Annotated in this window: 14 protein-coding genes and 2 pseudogenes; 10 read left to right on the top strand and 6 right to left on the bottom strand. The window is 37.5% G+C overall.

What is annotated here, in order from left to right; all coding sequences use genetic code 11:
- The first annotated feature begins 374 nt into the window (after window positions 1–374).
- The 4 genes and pseudogenes from F6K23_RS11530 to F6K23_RS11515 form a co-directional block, all read left to right on the top strand.
- Window positions 375–1,715, top strand: a complete 1,341-nt coding sequence (locus F6K23_RS11530) for an MFS transporter (RefSeq protein ID WP_293154918.1) — start codon at window positions 375–377, stop codon at window positions 1,713–1,715.
- A gap of 402 nt (window positions 1,716–2,117) precedes the next feature.
- The gene (locus tag F6K23_RS11525; protein ID WP_293154915.1) at window positions 2,118–2,432 is read left to right on the top strand and encodes a trypsin-like serine protease; all 315 of its coding nucleotides are present in this window, start codon (window positions 2,118–2,120) and stop codon (window positions 2,430–2,432) included.
- A 43-nt stretch (window positions 2,433–2,475) separates the two neighbouring features.
- A complete protein-coding gene (locus F6K23_RS11520; RefSeq protein ID WP_293154913.1) occupies window positions 2,476–2,784 on the top strand; it encodes a trypsin-like serine protease in 309 nt (102 codons plus the stop codon).
- An 18-nt stretch (window positions 2,785–2,802) separates the two neighbouring features.
- Window positions 2,803–2,925, top strand: a pseudogene (locus F6K23_RS11515) (hypothetical protein); the annotation flags it as partial.
- 916 nt (window positions 2,926–3,841) lie between these two features.
- Here the strand turns inward: F6K23_RS11515 and F6K23_RS11510 are convergent.
- The 4 genes from F6K23_RS11510 to F6K23_RS11495 form a co-directional block, all read right to left on the bottom strand.
- Window positions 3,842–4,708 carry an OmpA family protein gene (locus F6K23_RS11510; protein ID WP_293154911.1) on the bottom strand — a complete coding sequence of 289 codons (867 nt, stop codon included), beginning with the start codon at window positions 4,706–4,708 and terminating at the stop codon, window positions 3,842–3,844.
- Window positions 4,705–4,929, bottom strand: coding sequence for a hypothetical protein (locus tag F6K23_RS11505; RefSeq protein WP_293154908.1), 225 nt, complete (start codon window positions 4,927–4,929; stop codon window positions 4,705–4,707). Before F6K23_RS11505 ends, F6K23_RS11510 begins: the two co-directional genes overlap by 4 nt.
- 27 nt (window positions 4,930–4,956) lie before the next feature.
- The gene (locus F6K23_RS11500) at window positions 4,957–6,045 is read right to left on the bottom strand and encodes a DUF4335 domain-containing protein (protein WP_293154905.1); all 1,089 of its coding nucleotides are present in this window, start codon (window positions 6,043–6,045) and stop codon (window positions 4,957–4,959) included.
- A 359-nt stretch (window positions 6,046–6,404) separates the two neighbouring features.
- Window positions 6,405–7,010: a DUF3038 domain-containing protein gene (locus F6K23_RS11495; protein WP_293156131.1), complete on the bottom strand. Its 606-nt coding sequence runs from the start codon at window positions 7,008–7,010 to the stop codon at window positions 6,405–6,407.
- A 558-nt stretch (window positions 7,011–7,568) separates the two neighbouring features.
- Here F6K23_RS11495 and F6K23_RS11490 point away from each other — a divergent pair.
- Window positions 7,569–8,081 (top strand): adenine phosphoribosyltransferase, encoded by a 513-nt coding sequence (locus F6K23_RS11490; RefSeq protein WP_293154903.1) that lies wholly within the window; start codon window positions 7,569–7,571, stop codon window positions 8,079–8,081.
- Between the two features lie 846 nt (window positions 8,082–8,927).
- A complete protein-coding gene (locus F6K23_RS11485) occupies window positions 8,928–9,959 on the top strand; it encodes an ABC transporter permease (protein WP_293154900.1) in 1,032 nt (343 codons plus the stop codon).
- 396 nt (window positions 9,960–10,355) lie between these two features.
- Here the strand turns inward: F6K23_RS11485 and F6K23_RS11480 are convergent, their stop codons facing one another.
- On the bottom strand, window positions 10,356–10,973 hold the full coding sequence (locus F6K23_RS11480; RefSeq protein WP_293154897.1) for a hypothetical protein: 618 nt from the start codon (window positions 10,971–10,973) through the stop codon (window positions 10,356–10,358).
- A 142-nt stretch (window positions 10,974–11,115) separates the two neighbouring features.
- Here F6K23_RS11480 and F6K23_RS11475 point away from each other — a divergent pair, with 142 nt between their 5' ends.
- The 4 genes and pseudogenes from F6K23_RS11475 to F6K23_RS11460 form a co-directional block, all read left to right on the top strand.
- A complete protein-coding gene (locus F6K23_RS11475) occupies window positions 11,116–11,400 on the top strand; it encodes a hypothetical protein (RefSeq protein WP_293154894.1) in 285 nt (94 codons plus the stop codon).
- A 214-nt stretch (window positions 11,401–11,614) separates the two neighbouring features.
- Entirely contained in the window at window positions 11,615–14,023 is a 2,409-nt protein-coding gene (locus F6K23_RS11470) for an LAGLIDADG family homing endonuclease (protein ID WP_293154891.1), read from the top strand.
- A 268-nt stretch (window positions 14,024–14,291) separates the two neighbouring features.
- Complete coding sequence (locus tag F6K23_RS11465) at window positions 14,292–15,227, top strand: hypothetical protein (protein ID WP_293154888.1); 936 nt, start codon at window positions 14,292–14,294, stop codon at window positions 15,225–15,227.
- A 69-nt stretch (window positions 15,228–15,296) separates the two neighbouring features.
- A pseudogene (locus tag F6K23_RS11460) lies at window positions 15,297–17,591 on the top strand (LAGLIDADG family homing endonuclease); the annotation flags it as partial.
- A 292-nt stretch (window positions 17,592–17,883) separates the two neighbouring features.
- Here the strand turns inward: F6K23_RS11460 and F6K23_RS11455 are convergent.
- Window positions 17,884–18,096, bottom strand: coding sequence for a DUF2862 domain-containing protein (locus F6K23_RS11455; RefSeq protein ID WP_293156129.1), 213 nt, complete (start codon window positions 18,094–18,096; stop codon window positions 17,884–17,886).
- Window positions 18,097–18,169 lie beyond the last annotated feature (73 nt).

Genomic DNA, 18,169 nt, shown 5'->3' with positions numbered 1-18,169 from the left:
GTATTACAGAAAATATTCCATCGAACTTACTAATAAAAAGATTAAGACAATATAATCTTTAAGCTAGTCAAAAAATATCCAGTTAAAGTAAATAGAGATACTAAGAGATGCTATTAATTAAAAAGCCTAATAAACCAAAGAATTTTAGTTATTAACTTAATTAGGTAAATCTACTTGAATAGCTAGCATAAAATTAATTTATCGCGTAAAAACGAAACTTTTAATAGCTGTAGCAGTCATCAAAAAAAATCCATAGATTAATACATACTTAATCCGATCGCTTTAGTCTCTTAAAGTTATATAATTAAGTATTAAAAAGTCTACTGAATCAATGCTATTCCATTCTATTTTCATTCCTCTAGCAACTCAAGGTTATGCAAACATTCTTATTTATCTGGTTGGGACAAATTGTTTCCCTATTCGGTTCTAGTCTGAGTGAATTCGCTCTAGCAGTATGGGTTTATCAAACAACAGGTTCAATTACCCATTATGCTCTGTTATCCTTATTCATTCATCTACCTAGTCTCTTCATTTCACCATTTGCTGGTGCAATGGTAGACCGCTGGAGTCGCCGTAGGGTAATGATTGTCAGTGACTCAATCACCGGAGTAACAGCATTTGCAATAATGTTATTGGTCTTCTCGGGGCAACTGCAAGTTTGGCATATCTATATAGCAGTAGGTATTAGTTCCGTCTGTAACGCTTTTCAATGGCCAGCTTATACCTCTGCCATCCCTCAACTTGTACCAGTGCAACACCTGAGTCGCGCAAATGGCATGGTACAAGGTGCAATAGCAACAGCAAGAATACTAGGTCCAAGTATAGCTGGATTGTTGATTCTTAAAATCCATCTTCACGGAGTATTATTAGTAGACTTTGGTACTTATCTGTTTGGGTTGCTGACTCTGTTGAGTATAAAATTCCCTAGAAGAGAAAAGAAAATTACCAGACGTAGAGTAAGTATCGAAGAGTTATGGCAGGAAGTTATTTCAGGTTGGAATTATGTAGTGATACGTTCTGGTTTACGGAAGTTGACTATATTCTTTGGTGTTATTTACCTAAGTGCAGGAATATTGCAAGTTTTATTCTTGCCAATGGTATTAAGTTTTGCCTCTGAAAAAGAATTAGGAATAGTAATGTCTGTTAGTGGCATTGGAATGTTGCTAGGTAGTGTCGCAGTAAGTTTATGGGGAGGTACTAAGCGTCGAATAGAGGGAATTTTAATTTTTACATTTCTCCAGGGGTTATGTCTATGTTTAGGAGGATTTAAAACTGCGGTAGTATTAGCTGCAATTGGTGGTTTTGGCTATTTATTTTCTAGGGCAGTTATTGTTAGTTTGAATCATACTATTTGGCAACAGAAAGTACCTCAAGATTTACAAGGACGAGTTTTTGCTTTGCAAAATATGATGGAAAAGTCTTTATTAGTAATTACTCATTTAAGCGCAGCGCCTTTAGTGGAGTTTATGTTTAAGCCGTTGATGAGTGAAAATGGAATGTTAGCAAGTAGCGTAGGAAGAATTATTGGAGTTGGAGATGGCCGGGGAATGGCTTTATTATTTGTATTAATGGGTCTATTGAATATTGGGGCAGTATTAGTTGCCTATCGTACTCCAGAGTTACGGAGGGTAGAGAGAGAGCTACCTAATGCTGATCGCTTTGAAATTGATAATACTGAATCTGATAATACTGAGCAAACTGTGTTGATGCAGTAGTATTAAGGTCATTTCAGTTATCAGTTCTGAAGCAAGAGGCTTTACCGAATAATTAATAATGAATAATGAATAATTAATAATTAAGAGTTGATAGTCAATTAATTATTCATTCAACAATTCAGGTTTGAAGCCTCCCCTTTTAAGGGGATAAATCAAAAATTTTCCTTTTAGTCAATCCCTTTCTTTTAAGAAGGGATAATTATTAATTATTAATTGTTCATTGTTAATTGCTGAACAACCCTCTCTTTTTTTTATATCCTCTAGCATCAGTATTGTGGGGCAAATGGCCATTTGCCCTTAAACATTGTATAACGATCAAAGGAACAATATATCGCACTACGCATCTATAAATAGGCAGATAGTCCACAAAGTTTCATCTTTGTAATATTTTAGGAGAAAATAATGGTAGCAGTTTCTAGCAATGACCCCAACGATACGAGATTTATAGCCCCCTCGGATCAATTTACTGGAGTTGTTGAATTTGAAAATACCGTTACTGGAGAGACTTGTACGGGGTCTCTACTAGCTGGTGATGGTTTTCATATTCTGACCGCTGCCCACTGCTTTAATAATCAGGATGATTCAGCTAACTTAAATCCTAACCCCAATGATTATATAGTCTCCTTTGAATTAGTTGATGGCACTCGTCAACAATTGACATCCTCCCGAACAGAGGTCAACAATCATAGAAGGTACACAGCTTGCCTTCGACTTTGATAATGGGGAACCAGGGAGGGATGTTTTTGGGCTTCAATACGGATTGAATCAGTTGGGAGTGGATCTAGAGGCTAATTCTACACAAGGAGATTCTGGGGGTCCGGCCTTTATTAATGGCCAAATAGCTGGCATCACATCCTATGGTTTTTCTTCATCTACCGATGGTATAGATGTGGATCAGATTGATGGTAATTCCAACTTCGGAGAATACAGTGTTGATACAAGGGTTTCAGCTTATGCTAGCTTCATTGATGAAATTATAAATAGTTCCTCAACACCCGGTGAAACTATTAGAGGAGATAGAAATGATAATACTTTAGTGGGTGCTGCTGGTAACGATACTATTAATTGAGCTCGTGGTAACGACAAGCTTTTCGGAAAATCTGGTAACGACTTGTTGATAGGTCGCCCTGGTAATGATATTTTATTAGGAGGATCTGGTGATGATACTTTAGAAGGAGGTATTGGTCGCGTTCGCGTAAGCGTTGCGTAGCAAATCGCCTCAACGGTGGTCCTGGCAATGATACACTATTAGGCGGTGGCAGTATCGACCGTTTTATCTTTAATACTAATCAGGAATTTCAGTCAGAGGATGTTGGTATAGACCAAATTACAGATTTTTCCCAAACACAGGGAGACATTATTCTCCTAGACCTCAGCACTTTTACTGCTATTAATAGTGACTCAGGAACTGGGTTCAGTATTGCTAATGAGTTTGCTACAGTTATTAACGATGGAGAAGCAGCAACGTCTGATGCAGCGATCGTCTACAATAGTAACAATGGTAATTTGTTTTATAATCCCAATGGTAGCGAAGTAGGTTTCGACAGTGGCGGTCAGTTTGCAACTTTGACAAATACTCCATCCTTAAATAGCAGGAAATTTCTTCCTCAGAAGTTAGTTGTAGTGGCTCAAAATAAGAAACTCTCAGACCAGCAATAATATAGAATCCGGTTATATAGTATATGTTCATTATTCAATCTCCCCATCTCCCCATCTCCCCATCTCCCCCAACAATACAATTAAGTATTCAACTGAATTTGATATTACTCGTTACTCCTTACTCCTTACTCGTTACTCCTTACTCCTTACTCGTTACTCCTTACTCCTCAGTAATACGATAACTAATTACCCGGATTCTATATAAGGGGGTATAAACAAGATACACAGGACTTACCCACAGACACTAAATCCAGTGGGCGAATCCCATTCGCCACTACATATGGCGTTTTTAAGATGAATCTGCGTAAGTCCCGATCAATTTGAAAAGCGCTGTAAAACTCAGACACTCTCCAGATTTTTCCCTCTTCCCTCTTCCATCTCCCTTCTTCCTTCTTCCTTCTTCCTTCTTCCTTCTTCCTTCTTCCTTCTTCCTTCTTCCATCTCCCTTCTTCCTTCTTCCTTCTTCCTTATTTTTGATGAATTTTCACCTCAATTCGACGATTACGTTGCCGATTAGTTTTAGAATTATTTTCAACTATAGGACTAGATTCTCCATAACCAATAACCAAAAAACGGTAGCGATCGCCCATATTTTTTGAGAAATATTCTGTCACTTTTTCTGCCTGCAAAAATGATTTTTCCTGATTGACCTTAACTTTACCTCGATTATCAGTATGACCAGAAACACTAATTGTCATTTCTGGATAATTTTTCAATTCACCAATTAAATTATCTAAAATTGACCTTCCCTCAGAACGAATTGTATTACTACCAGACTCAAACAAAACATCACTAGGAAGAGTAACCATCATTGTATTTTCACTAAAAACTGGCGGAGAAGGCTTATTTATTACTTGTTTATTCTTACGAGCAGATATAGGCAAAGCTAACTGTTGAGCTATTAGGTCCAATCTTGCCTCTAAATTTCCATCCGATTTTCTCACACCCAGTTGATTTTCTAAATTCCTGGTACGACTAATTAAACTATTTAACTGTGTTTGTAACTGTTGAAGCTCTGTTTGTAATTCCTTTCTTTGTGCCTCAGTCAGTTCAACTTGAGGCGTAATAATTTCTGGGGTAGATGGGGGAGTATACCTTGAGGATGGAGGTAACTTCTTCTGAGATACTATACTTCTAGCACCACGGAGTAATTTTTCTGAGATGGGTATATCTTGGGAAGTAGAAGGATATTGAAAAGCGATCGCCATTCCCAAAACCCAGGAAAAACCGCTAGTTACCATCAGCAGCAAAAATCGAAATATTAAGGATAGTATTAACAAACCCATTCCCGGAGACCTCGTATTAGGAGTCCGGTCGGGAGAAGATTTACTCACGGTTTTTCCATTAGATGATTATTCTGATTTGATACTATCTCAAAAATTGAATTTGATAAATTAAGATAATATACCGGACGGAGTTTGAAGAATAACTTTGGGTTGTCCTGCTCGGGTAATGGCAAAGATATATATTTTTTAATTTCTTCCAACACTTCCAACACTTCCAACACTTCCAACACTTCCAACACTCTCCACACTCCCCACACTCTCTCTACCATTACTATGCACCACCACCTAACTTTTATCTACCAAGGCTCTACTTCCAATAAACCATTTTCTTGAAACAATACCTTAAACTCAACTATAGATTGATTATTCTCCTCACCTAATGCTTGCTTATTTAGCAAATCTGGCAGAGGAATTTTATCTACCTCATCAGCAGCTGCTGGATTTATGGGTTTATACCCAATTATAGAACCATCTGAAGCTACTGTCACACGATAAACCAAAGCTTCATTAATTCCTATTGTCCAAGCGTTATTAATTTTTTCCAAAAGTAAATTCTCTAATCGTTCAATCTCTGCTTGGTCAGTAATTTTGGAACTGGTAGTCAAAGATGTCTCTGAATTTTCTTCAGTCAGCGTCTCCTCAGAAGTATCTACCCCATCCACTTCATCTGATGAATTAATAGTGGCATCCGGTGATGAGTCCAAACCTTCAGGTCTGGGGGTAGGATTAAAACCAGGTTCTGAAGTACTGTTAGGAGATGCCTCTAAATTATCGATACTTTCATTTGACTGTGGTTGAGGATCTTTAGGACGTTGTACTTCTGGAATAGGGACAAAGAATAAGGCCAAGCTAGCTAATGCCAAACCAGACATTCCCACAGCAGCAGGTATAACCTTCTGAGCTACAGGTTCTCCTAATTTTGCATCTTTTCGAGACACAGGTCTTACTGCCAGAGAGAAACCAGGTAAAGTCAAAGAATCAGCAAAAAACTGGTCCACCGCCTCTACCAAATCAAATAGTTGGACTGTGTTTAAATCAACAACTCTTCCAGGTTTTTGCTCTTGAAAATTGCCGTCAAAAACCGTCAATCTGTGTAGATTAGTATCTATTTTCTGTAAATGAACCAACTCTTGACTTTCACTTTGGTGTCTAGGCAAAGATATTCCACTGAGAAATTCTTGGGCATAACTACTCACCTGTCTTACCAAGCTTTCAAAAAAATCTCGTCCCCCAGTTAATGATGGCTCTTGGCCTTGAATATGACATTCAGCATTGGTCAAAATAGATAATACCTGTCCTTGACTTAAATTAGGACTTCCAGTTTCACTCAAACCTTGTAAAACCAATTTACAGTTAGGCAAACTGTACTGACGTTGAATCGTCATTGGACTCCTGCTCCATCTTAAAATAGCTGTTGGGGACTCCCGTTATAATCTTTGATTTAACGGTGAGAGGAAAACAGCCAGCTTATAAACTATTTTCCTCTTAAGTTTAATTTTCAGATTTTTCAACTGAATTTTTGTTTTTCAACTTAAGTGAATCAATGAAATCATTGATTACTTGTGTCATTGTTTTCTCATTTTCAACTGCATATTCTCAATTGAATAAACATCTCCAAAAATCAAAAATCAAATCAATTCTCATCTTTCTCCATGTTCCCTGTTCTCTTTTCCCTCTCAGGAGTGCGCGTTCCCTTGAGTCTATGGCTAACGCGGGGTCACACCGCTGTTCCCTGTTCCCCCTTTTAACTAACTTCTCCATCAAACAGACTAATCCAAAACCTTTGCATACCCGTTGTACCAGTACAGAATAATAACTTACCCAATAACTCTAATCCTAGTTGATTTAACTTTTCCTCTGAATTGTAGGCCATTACACCAGACCGCCTGGGGTTCATACGACTGCGAAAGTGCGCTCTAAACTGTTCTAAATAAAAAGATAATTGTAAATGATTTTCTATAGGTAACTGTTTTTGATGTAACTGCTGATAGTCAAACAAAAGTTTCCGAATCGGAACAGTTAAACGTTTGGCCAAATGACCAGTAATAATCACTAAAGCTTTGGCCTCATTCAATGTCAAGGGACGGCGCTGACTATTCAGACGTAGGGGATTTGTACTACGCAGTCGCCACAAAGAAACCCGATTTGGAATAATCCCTTGTAGCTCTAGGTCTTTGACAACTTTTAACATCACTTCAGCTCCTCCAAGTTGCAAAGCTTCAACTGCCAAAAGAATTAAATCAATTTGCGTTTTAGTTCTACGAGGACACCCATTATCAGGGAGAGGTATATCTGGTAAATTATTCAATATTAATGGTGTGGATGGACTGGGGGCAGTTTTCAATTCCATTACTTTATTTATTGCCAATATTCAATATTTCGTTATACTATTTTGGTAAAAATGTCAATACAACTAAATAGGGTTTGCTTATGGAAGTCTTTTGGTAAGGGGAGGAGTCAACCCACCTCTAGCCCCTCCCAGGAGGGGAAGTTAGGAGTCAGGAGTCAGGAGGAACGGGGAATTATAGAGGAGATAGTAGGAAGAATCGTCCCTTGATTTTTCTGCTCAACTCTTGACCAAAATCCGCTCCTAATTGAACCATTACCACCTAAAACCTCCCACTTTTTGATACTTAAAAAGGCTAAAACCTTTATCTGTAAATACTTTTAGATTTAATCAGCAAGCCCTAAATAATATTAATTATGATGAAAGAATAACACCCAACTATAAATTTTATAGTAAGTCTAAATTAGAATCATTAATCAAGACTTACGCAAAATATAAAATCATATACTATCGTTAACGCCCCTACACCAGACTTTTCCTACTGAGGAATTTTTTTGAATTTATCTAAGTCTTATAACTTTTGACTTTTGACTTGCTATTTTTAACTTTTAACTAAAATCTATGGATCTAAAAAATTTAATTCGCGAAATTCCCAACTTTCCCAAACCAGGAATTTTATTTCGAGATATTACTACCCTTCTCAGTGACCCAGAAGGTCTACGTTATACTATTGACATTTTGGCAGAAAAATGTACAGAATTTAAACCAAACTATATAGTGGGTATGGAATCCCGGGGTTTTATTTTTGGTACCCCTTTGGCCTATAAGTTGAATGTAGGTTTTGTACCAGTGCGCAAACCGGGAAAATTACCAGCAGCAGTATATTCAGTCACTTACGATTTAGAGTATGGCCAAGATACGCTGGAAATGCACAAAGATGCCATGGTGTCAGGTAGTAGAGTTTTAGTAATTGATGATTTATTAGCTACAGGTGGTACGGCAGCAGCTACAGCTCAATTAATTGAAAAAGCTAACTGTGAATTAGTGGGTTTTGGCTTTGTTATTGAGTTAAAAGATTTGGGTGGCCGTCAGAAGTTGTCTGAAGTGCCAATTGTTAGTTTGATTGAATATTAATTGAAAATTAGGAGTCAGAAGCTAAGTATAATTTCCGTTAATTGACTATAGAATAAGAGCAATATAGTAGGGGCGAATGCCATTCGCCCCCTACAATGGCATTCGCCCCCTACGAGGTTTTGGTTATTTAGCAAAAGCGCTTTCATTAATTGATAATTGATAATGGATAATTGATAATTACCTCGGGTTTTAACCGCTCTTGATTGAATATAAGGAAATATTATTTCTTCACAGGAGTCGATTGGATATGGCTCCGAGACCTCGCCATCCCACCCTACGGGAAGCTACGCTAACGACCGCTTTTTCCCCTATCCAAGGGGAGGCTTCAAGGCGCGAATTATTTAATTATTAATTATTAATTATTAATTATTCGGTAAAACTTAGACAACCTTAGATTTTTCCTTTAACAGTAGAGTAGGCATCTTGCACACTTAGGAGTGTACCTCACGCTTAGTGGAGTCTACTATAATGATTGTAAGGGCTAGAGCAAAACTACAAACAAAAACTTTATTATCACAGGACTTACGCACGGACACTAAATCAAGTGAGGGTGGAATTCGGAGCTTTGCGGAGGGCGAATGGCATTCGCCCCTACATATGGCATTTTCAAAGTGAATTTGTGTAAGTCCCGATCGGTAATTATCCGAATATAAATGGCTTTTTCCATAGATAACTAAAGCTTTCTTCCTTATGCTATAAATTGCATTAAGTTAGTGGATAAAAATAAGTATTTTAAGGGCTAAAGCAAAACTACAAACAAAAACTTGATGATCAGTAATTATCCGAATATAAATGGCTTTTTCCATAGATAACTAAAGCTTTCTTCCTTCTTCCTTCTGCAAGTTAATGGATAAAAAATTGAAGTATAGTAAACTAAAACAATTAATTGCCAGTGAAACTTTTGCTTATGTTTTAAAGAGATTATTACAAGCAATTTTGACTTTATTTCTCGCATCTGCTCTGTGTTTTGCCATAATTCAGTTAGCTCCAGGCAGTTATATAGATACTTTAAGTCAAAATCCTCAAATTTCTCAAGATACTATTAAACAACTTGAGCAACAATTTGGTTTGGATAAGTCGCCCTTAGAACAATATTTACGTTGGCTAACACAAATTATTACCAGTGGCAATTTTGGTAGGAGTTTTGTCTTTCAACAACCAGTGGCCGATCTATTATGGGAACGAATACCTGCAACCTTAGTTTTGTCAATTTCTTCCTTAATAATGACCTGGGCGATCGCTATTCCTCTTGGTATTATTGCTGGAGTTAATCAAAATCGTTTTTTAGACCGTTTTCTTCAATTAATTAGTTACACTGGTCAAGGTTTTCCTAGTTTTATTACTGCTCTATTATTATTATTTTTAGCTCAAAATCTTTCTCCTTTATTACCAGTGGGAGGAATGCAAAGTATTGATTATGATGAACTATCTTTTGTAGGTAAAATTTTAGATATGGGTTGGCATATAATTTTGCCAACTGTTGCTTTAAGCATTACCAGTTTTGCTGGTTTACAGAGGTTAATGCGGGGGCAATTATTAGATGTTTTGCGACAAAATTATATTCAAACTGCAAGAGCTAAAGGTCTTCCGGAGAATCGAGTCATTTATGTTCATGCCTTGAGAAATGCCATTAACCCTTTAATCACATTATTAGGATTTGAATTTGCCAGTTTATTAGGTGGTTCGTTTATTGCTGAATATTTCTTTAATTGGCCTGGTTTAGGAACTTTGATTTTAGAGGCGGTAAGAAATCAGGATTTATATTTAGTTATGGCAAGTTTAATGATGGGTGCTTTGATGTTAATTATTGGTAATTTATTGGCAGATTTATTGTTGAAAACTGTAGACCCAAGGATTAAGTTGGAAAATCTGAAGTAGATACAGCGGATTCCACCAAGGGTGAAGTACAATTATCGCGGGCAAGATGCCCGCACTGAGAAGATTTAATTGTTAATATCTGTACTTTTTAATGCTAGAAATCTGCTGTATTTCTAGAAATTACCGAATAATAATTTAGACTTTGCTGAAGTAATTCCACAACTCGTTTTTGTTTGTAGCGTTGGCATCTTGCCCGCGACAGGTTGACCTTTAACATACCCTAAACCAGTACCCAAATGAGTGTCCAAATCACTGCATAAATTAACCCATAAACAAATTTTTGCTTTTTATTTTCTAGTTTGATTACATAAAATTCAGTTTGCAACTTTTCTTGCATTTGCTACCTCCGCAAATTAGTTGTATAGGTAACTTGAACTGTATGTGCTTATCATTCTTTCAATCATTTTCTTTTCTGACAATGCCACGAGTTAAATATAGTGCCGTCTGTATACTGAAGCGTTTTATCAAGTCTTTTTTCAAGTTTGAAAATACTAATATAATTAAAATTAGTGTAACTCCACTATAAATCATCATTACATAGTAAATCGTAGTAATTACATTATTGAACTTAGGAGATATCATCAAAACACCATTTAAGGGAGCTATCATAAAAATACCTAAAAAAAATATAAATACACTAAAAATAGCTATTTTTTTTGCAAAACTCATGGTTTTATTTGTAGTTATTTTTGTCTTAATTTCTGATTTACTTAAGGCACTATCTACTCCACGAATCAATCCAAAAATTAACCCCGCGATCAAACCAAAAATGCTCCCATAAACACAGCCATAAATCAGTCCTCCCCATAGCCCCTTGATTAGCAACACAGATATCTCTTGATCATTTTGGTATAGATCCAATAAAGACGTTATATATAACACCCCAATAATATCCCCTAAAACCAGCCCCCAAATCAGCCCCCAAATCACTGCATAAATTAACCCATAAATAGATTTTTGCTTTGTATTTTTCAGTTTGATTACAGAAAACTCAGTTTGCGACTCTTCTTTCATTTGCTATCTCCAAAAATTAGTTATATAGCGATAAGTTATAAGTAATCCCTAACTGAGTTTGAGTATCTATGAATATCCTTGCTCTATTTGCGTAGTGCTATAAAAATTTTAGTATTTTAGTATCTCAAATCACAAATTTACCATGCTATCCCAAATTTATTATCTACTTCGTTCTAAAGTTGATGGTAGTTATATTAGTGCCAATCCAAATCCAGATGAGGCCGTAAAATTTTTATTACTATTTCAAGAAGACTTTGACGCCCACAGCTACCTCAATACCCACGCTCCAGACTTGAGCGATCGCTTCGCCATTGAATCTATTCCAACTACTCAGTTAAAAACAATATTAAAAAGGTGGGACTTCCAAGGAGTAGGAGTCATTCAAGACCCATTGTTGCCCAGTATAGAATTTCTGATAATTAGTTAAAAAAAGTTGAAATATTTTAGATGCCTTCCCAGGCAAGACTAATAGGGATATTCCATAGAATTTACCTACAGTCTTTTTTGGATGTATATCGGATATACATATAGCTAGCACAAGATATAGAGGCTGAAGTGAAATTTGACACTATATATAAATATAAAAAATCGGGTTACACTCATAGTCTGTCACTTAATTTCCCAAAAATTCTATTTTATAAATGGTACGAGAACTAGAGAGAGTAAATCAGGGTGAATTTCCCGAAACAGCACCTACAGCAAATCCAGTATTCTATCGAACTTATAGCCGTAAAACAGAAAATGGCCGTGAGACTTGGGTAGAAGTATGCGATCGCACGATTAATGGCCTGAGAAAGTTAGGCCAACTGACCCCCGAAGAAACAGACTTACTCTATCGGATGCAAAGTCAACTAAAGGCCATGTCCTCTGGCCGTTGGTTGTGGGTCGGTGGCACAGAATGGATTACACAACCACAAAATTTTTCAGGGGCCTATAATTGTTCGTCCACAAATATAATGGACTGGCGTGCCTTTGGTCTATTAATGGACTTAGCAATGATGGGTTGCGGTACCGGAGCAGTATTGGAAGGAGATTATATAAATCAACTGCCACCAATTAGAAATCAATTAAATCTGACATTGCGGGGTGAAATTGGTTCTACTCCTGCTGAATTACGTCGGGAGTTCACAGAACTAAAATTCGATGGAGACCAGGTAGAAATTTATGTTGGAGACAGTCGTCAAGGTTGGGTAGGTTCGTATCAAGCTTTGTTAGAATTGTCAACCGATGAACGATTTTCCGGTGAAGTCAAAGTCATTATTGATTTGAGCGATGTTAGACCTGCGGGAGAACAGTTAAAAGGATTTGGTGGTGTTGCGAACCCGGTAAAATTGCCAGAATTGTATCAACGTTGTGGGAATATTTTAAATCAAGCAGTTGGGCGACAATTAAATTCTGTGGAGTGTTGTTTGTTAATTGATGAAGCAGCAGTGACAATTGTCGCCGGAAATATTCGCCGCTGTTTACCAGAAGGTTCCTTAGTACATACAACATCGGGGTTAGTATCTATTGAAAAAATTCGGATAGGCGATCGCGTATTAACCAGCAAAGGATTTTATCCTGTAACAAATTTCTTTGATCAGGGTACTCAGTCTTTATCTCGAATTCAAACAGAAGACGGATATTTTGAATGTACTGCCGATCATAAAGTTGCCGTGCTGCAAGATTTGTATGGTAACTATAAAATGATAAAAGCTAAAGACTTGCAAGAGGGTGATCGCCTGATTTTTGTGCCTCAAGCAATACCCGGTACTCCCACCGAACTCCCTGAGTTGAAAGGCGTCACTTCCCATGGTGCAAAATCAATAACAGTACCCGCTCTTACCAGTGAAGTTGCTTATTTTCTGGGATATTTGCATGGAGATGGATCGATTGCCTCAGATGGAACGCGAGTCATATTTCGAGTCCACCAGGATAGTCCGGAAATTCTGGAACGACTGATTAATGTTGCTCAAGAATTTGGTTTGGAAACACATACACTGAGAACCCCAGAACAATGTAAAACCACAGCTTATGAACTTCAGTTAAATAGCAGCATTCTGAATAAATATCTCTCACAGTTTAAACAGTCATTTACTTCTATTACGATTCCTGACTGTATTTTGATGGGAACAAAAGAAATTCGTCAAGCTTATTTAGCAGGTTTAGCAGACGCAGATGGTTGTCATTCTCAGGGTGTACTGGTAGCTTCAGTTTACCAAGACTTTCTGCGACAGGTGCAAGCATTATACGCATCTTTAGGAATTACCACGAGATTGTGTGGTTCGGTGCGCAAGCGAACTGGAAAGTCGGAAGGTGAGTTAGTAACTGTAGGTGAGAGTGCTTTTGAAGCAGTAGAAAAACTAATGATGAGTTACTCTACTCAGTTTCCAGTACAAAAACGAAATCGCCCTAAATGTTTCAAAGATCATGGATTTCCAAAGGAAATGGTTAGACCTTTGGTAAATACTTATCAATATCACTGGAACAACTCTCAAAAGCAAATGATTGCTCCTACTGTGAAGAAATTTGTCGCTGATGCTACAGATTTGATTCCAGTAAAAGTGAAAAAAGTTGAGATGGATGTGAGAGAAGCATCAACTTATGATATTGAAGTTGCCAGTATCCATGAATTTGTTTGTGAAGGAGTTTTAGTGGCCAACAGTGCGGGTATGAGGCAAGGAAATAGTAGCGATCGCCTCTTTGCTGTAGCGAAGGATAATCTCTGGCGACAAGATGAAAACGGTAACTGGGGAATTGATCCAGAAAGAGATGCTCTGCGAATGGCAAATCATACCCATGTTTTCCATCACAAACCAACATTAGAAGAATCTGTTGAGGCGGTGAGAAAACAGTTTTATTCTGGTGAAGGTGCGATTCAGTGGGCAGGTGAAGCAGTTGCTCGTGCTAATCGCGATCTAGTTTCAACCCCAGAAATAAAGAGAGATTTCCTGAAAGCTTATGGAGAAGATAATGCCAAAAAATGGTTTCAAGAACACTATCCAAATATTAGTAATGATGAACTCGAACATCGGTTAGCAAGATTAGGGTTAAACCCGTGTGGTAGTTGATTTTGCCTCACGTTAATCACCCGGCAAAAACGGGGAAAGCTGCGATGCCAATCCCGTGGTAACTAGAGAGGATAACACCTTCTAGCACCGTACAGAGTAGGGAATGAAACTCTACAACATATCCTTAAAATTAATCAAAAAATCATTACATTGATTATTTTGATGTTAGTAATAACTCAGAAAAAAGTAATATTTATAGTTACTTTATTTTGAAATTTTAGGATATTATAGAGAATATAAATTCCCCAAGAGTGTCGGGCTACAAGATATGAATGGAAGAACCTATTGCGGTCATTATAGAGGACACTATCTCAAGTCAACTTTAGAGTATATTTATGCCAGATACCTTGATTACAAAGAAATCCACTGGGAATACGAAGTCAAAATTTTCGACCTATCTACAGGTGGATCATACAAACCTGATTTCATGCTTTCTGATGGCTCTTATGTTGAGGTAAAAGGTGGTTTTAATTATCAAACTGATTTACCCCGAATAAAGTGTTTTGAAAAAGACTACGGGGTTACAGTTAAAATAATTCAAGAAAAAGACTTGAGACAGTTAATTGCTTCTACACCAATGGTTTATGAGCATCTAAAACAAGAGTGGAAACAAATAGCGAAAGGTTTGGGTATGGATACTTCAGGTAAAAATAACTCACGTTATGGAGCCAAGGTTTCCAATATCACTAGAGCTAAAATTTCTGCTAAAGCAAAATCTAGGATGAAAGATTCAGAGTATAAAAGTAAATGGTTGGAGGGTAGAAGAAACAGTGCAAAGGTACAGAAACAAAATGAACGGTTGAAAGCTTATAACTTGCTTAGACAGTATCAAGTTTTTGTTACCTGTCACCATTGTGGAAAAGAGTTTGAGGTTCTGTTTAGAAAGAATAAACCTCAAAAATATTGCTCTTATAGTTGCTCAAATACTGCTAAGTTCTCGAAAATCTCTGGCGATAAATCTTTCCTAATCCAAAAGTTAGCTTTAGATTTTGCTAAAAACCATGCTCAATCTATCCTAAGTTGTAAAGTCAATAAAATCATATCAGTTCTTAGACCATTTTATGACCAAATTGAAAAAGAATTTGGCATTAAAGATGAAAGAACAGTAAGTAAAGCTCTTCTTGGATATCAAACTAATCGCAAAGAAATTCTTTTTTACTTTCATTCACTTGTAGAAAATGTACTCGGAACTACAGGGAAATGAATCTGTAGAACTAGAGGATAAAAAGCCTTTAGGATAACAAAAAAATTGGAAATTATTGGCTCAAACTTCCACTGCAATTTGTCAGAAATTCATCTGAATCAAATTGACCCAAATAATCATAAAGAACAGGAGGAAGCTTTTACTGCTGGCGCCCTTTCTGTGGCAACCTTACTTAACCATAAATTCGTCGAACCTCGCTATCGTTATAGTCGAGAATTAGACCCAATTGTGGGAGTATCTTTTACAGGTTTATTTGACTTTTGTGTAAAAGCTTTTGGCATTGAATGGTTGCGTTGGTGGCAAGCAGGTCGTCCAACAACCGCTCAAGGTCTAGAGTTTAAACAACAGGAAGCAGAATATTTAAGTCGTTGGCGCGAAATAGTCCATCAGGTAGTGTGGGAATATTGCGATCGCCACAACCTCAAACGTCCAAACCGTTGTACAACAGTTCAACCTTCCGGTTGTCTTGACAAAACAGCATTGAGAATATTTAACCAAGGTTTACTCTATGCAGATGAAATAGTAGCACCTGGTAGTGGAGAAACAGTAGGATTAGAATTAACCGTTCGCAATGGAATAGGAGCATCCACAGCGATCGCTAATCAACCACTGGAACTTGTAGAAATCAAACTAGCTAATGGTCGGACATTACGCATGACTCCCAACCATCGGATGAGCGTCGAAGGTAAGTGGGTATATGCTTGCGATCTTCAACCAGGAATGTTGCTTGACTACAGTATTGGTGAATATCAAAAACAAGAAAATGCCTTACTAATACCCTTGCAGTTAGAAAATTATACCAGGGTAAAACATTCTCAAACATTAGGTCATAACCGTGGTGTATTAACCAAAGAAATCGTGACTCCTGCAACTATGACTTCAGACCTAGCTTACTTTTTAGGTTGTTTGTTTGGGAATGGTTGCATTTCTCAGAATCAGGACTTACGCAGAGACTCTACATATAGGGAGGGCGAATGCCATTCGCCCCTACAAATGGTGGTTGAAAAGTCAATTTGCGTAAGTCCTGAGAATAAATATCGAATTCATTTTTCTCATAGTAGACTTGATATTTTGCATCGCCTCCAAGAAAAGGGCAAAAAATTATTTGGCATCGCAGGCAATATAAATGACCTTGGTAACGGTCGTTTTGAATTGTCCTTTGCTTCTCGACAGTTATTTGACTGGTTACACCTAAACCAACTTGCAAAAACTGAGAAAAGTAAAGACTTAGACCGGATACCTGTGAGTTTACGTCGTTCCTCACGAGCTACCTTGCTATCATTTTTCTGTGGTCTGATAGATACTGATGGATGTGTGCGTAAGGATGGAAAACTATCCATAGATTCAGCTAGCTCTGATTTTATTAGCAACCTACAACAAATAGGAGAAGCGATCGGACTCTGTTTCAGCATATATCAGAATACTAAAGGTGAGAACTTGCAATCACAACAGAAGGATATGTGGGGATTATGTCTGAGTCCAATGTTGTCTAATGCTGACGCTTTAGATGATCTCAATCAACAGAGTATCAAATGTCAGGAACAACCCCTACTTCCACCTAAGCGCATATTCAGTTTTTCACCATACAAAATTGAGTCTGTTAATATTGGAGCAGTGTGTGACTACTCTTACGATTTTGCCATTGAGGGTATAGATGATAACGACTCCTGGTATTGGCAAGGTGCTTTGAAGTCACATAATACCAAATCTCTATTAACAAATGCAGCTCCCGGTTGGCACCCACCTTTTGGGTTGCGCTGGGTACGACGAATTACTTTTGCCAAAAACGACCCCGTAGCATTAGCTTGTCTTGACTATGGTTATTCCGTGATTCCAGGACAGTCAAGCAAAGATGAAAATGGAAATTTACTGAACGATCCTTTTGACGATCGCGCTAAAGAATGGTTAGTAGAAATTCCAGTACAGGTATCTTGGATAGATTTACCTGGAGTTGAAGAAATTGCCATTGAGAAGTTCAGCGCTACTGCGATGTTTGACTTTTACATGGGAGTACAACAACATTGGACAACTCACAACAGCAGCAGTACCATTTTATTAACGGAGGCAGAAATCGAACCTTTGGGCAAACGCATTTATGAAGCAATTCGCGATGATGAAGGTTATATTTCCTCAGCATTGTTGGCGCGGTTTGATGCACCATTTCCCCGGTTGCCATTTGAACATATATCTGAGGAGGAATATGAAAAAATGCAAGAAGATGTATTGCGTCGTCGCAAGTCCGATAATTTTTCAGAGTTGATGAATGCTTATGTGTTAGCGAGTGAATTACCAGAGATGGGACCTCAAGACCCCGCTTGTTCTGGAATGGTTTGTGAGTTGAAAGGTTCTACCGATGCATTGTAATGGTATAACCAGTGGGAGCATCTTGCTCCCATTCTAATTATTTTGGCCAAGGTATAGCCAGTGGGAGCATCTTGCTCCCGTTTTCATAGGGATAAGTAACTTATGATAGGAACTTATACTAAAAATAATACTTTTTTTATCCTCTATCAGTATTATCCCTAATGCTCTACTTTTATAGCAGTCGAAGGAAAGGAGAAGACATATCAAAAGCTGAAAACTCAGACAACGCCAGATTTTTTCTTCTGCCTTCTGCCTTCTGCCTTTTGCCTTCTGTCTTCTGCTATAGAATCTCTTAAGAGACAGGTATTAGTTCCTCTTCAAAAAACCAAGTACCTATGTTTTCTTCAAATTCTACCCAAAAGCCAATTCCACTACCATCTACCATTTTGAATTCTTTTATTGTACCAATTGGATTTTTCTTCAGTTGGTTAACTATAGCTGCGGGTGGTATAGGCTTTTGTCTAATACCTTTTACTTTTACTTTCTGACCTATTTCCATTTTTATTTACGATGTTCTCCTAGTGGTATTAATCAATCCACAGTTTATATGAAATTAGTGCTTGAGCACAGTTTTATAG

The sequence above is a fragment of the Okeania sp. SIO2C9 genome, assembly GCF_010672455.1.
Taxonomy (GTDB): Bacteria; Cyanobacteriota; Cyanobacteriia; order Cyanobacteriales; family Microcoleaceae; genus Okeania.
Note: the sequence above shows the minus strand (reverse complement) of the source record. Positions and strands in the feature narration are given on the sequence as shown.

Excerpts from the sequence above, each read along its gene's own strand:
- F6K23_RS11530 (WP_293154918.1), top strand. The coding sequence starts at position 375 with ATGCAAACATTCTTATTTATCTGGTTGGGACAAATTGTTTCCCTATTC.
- F6K23_RS11505 (WP_293154908.1), bottom strand. The coding sequence starts at position 4,929 with ATGGTAGAGAGAGTGTGGGGAGTGTGGAGAGTGTTGGAAGTGTTGGAA.
- F6K23_RS11470 (WP_293154891.1), top strand. The coding sequence starts at position 11,615 with ATGGTACGAGAACTAGAGAGAGTAAATCAGGGTGAATTTCCCGAAACA.
- F6K23_RS11500 (WP_293154905.1), bottom strand. The coding sequence starts at position 6,045 with ATGACGATTCAACGTCAGTACAGTTTGCCTAACTGTAAATTGGTTTTA.
- F6K23_RS11480 (WP_293154897.1), bottom strand. The coding sequence starts at position 10,973 with ATGAAAGAAGAGTCGCAAACTGAGTTTTCTGTAATCAAACTGAAAAAT.
- F6K23_RS11525 (WP_293154915.1), top strand. The coding sequence starts at position 2,118 with ATGGTAGCAGTTTCTAGCAATGACCCCAACGATACGAGATTTATAGCC.
- F6K23_RS11485 (WP_293154900.1), top strand. The coding sequence starts at position 8,928 with ATGGATAAAAAATTGAAGTATAGTAAACTAAAACAATTAATTGCCAGT.
- F6K23_RS11490 (WP_293154903.1), top strand. The coding sequence starts at position 7,569 with ATGGATCTAAAAAATTTAATTCGCGAAATTCCCAACTTTCCCAAACCA.
- F6K23_RS11495 (WP_293156131.1), bottom strand. The coding sequence starts at position 7,010 with ATGGAATTGAAAACTGCCCCCAGTCCATCCACACCATTAATATTGAAT.
- F6K23_RS11465 (WP_293154888.1), top strand. The coding sequence starts at position 14,292 with ATGAATGGAAGAACCTATTGCGGTCATTATAGAGGACACTATCTCAAG.
- F6K23_RS11475 (WP_293154894.1), top strand. The coding sequence starts at position 11,116 with ATGCTATCCCAAATTTATTATCTACTTCGTTCTAAAGTTGATGGTAGT.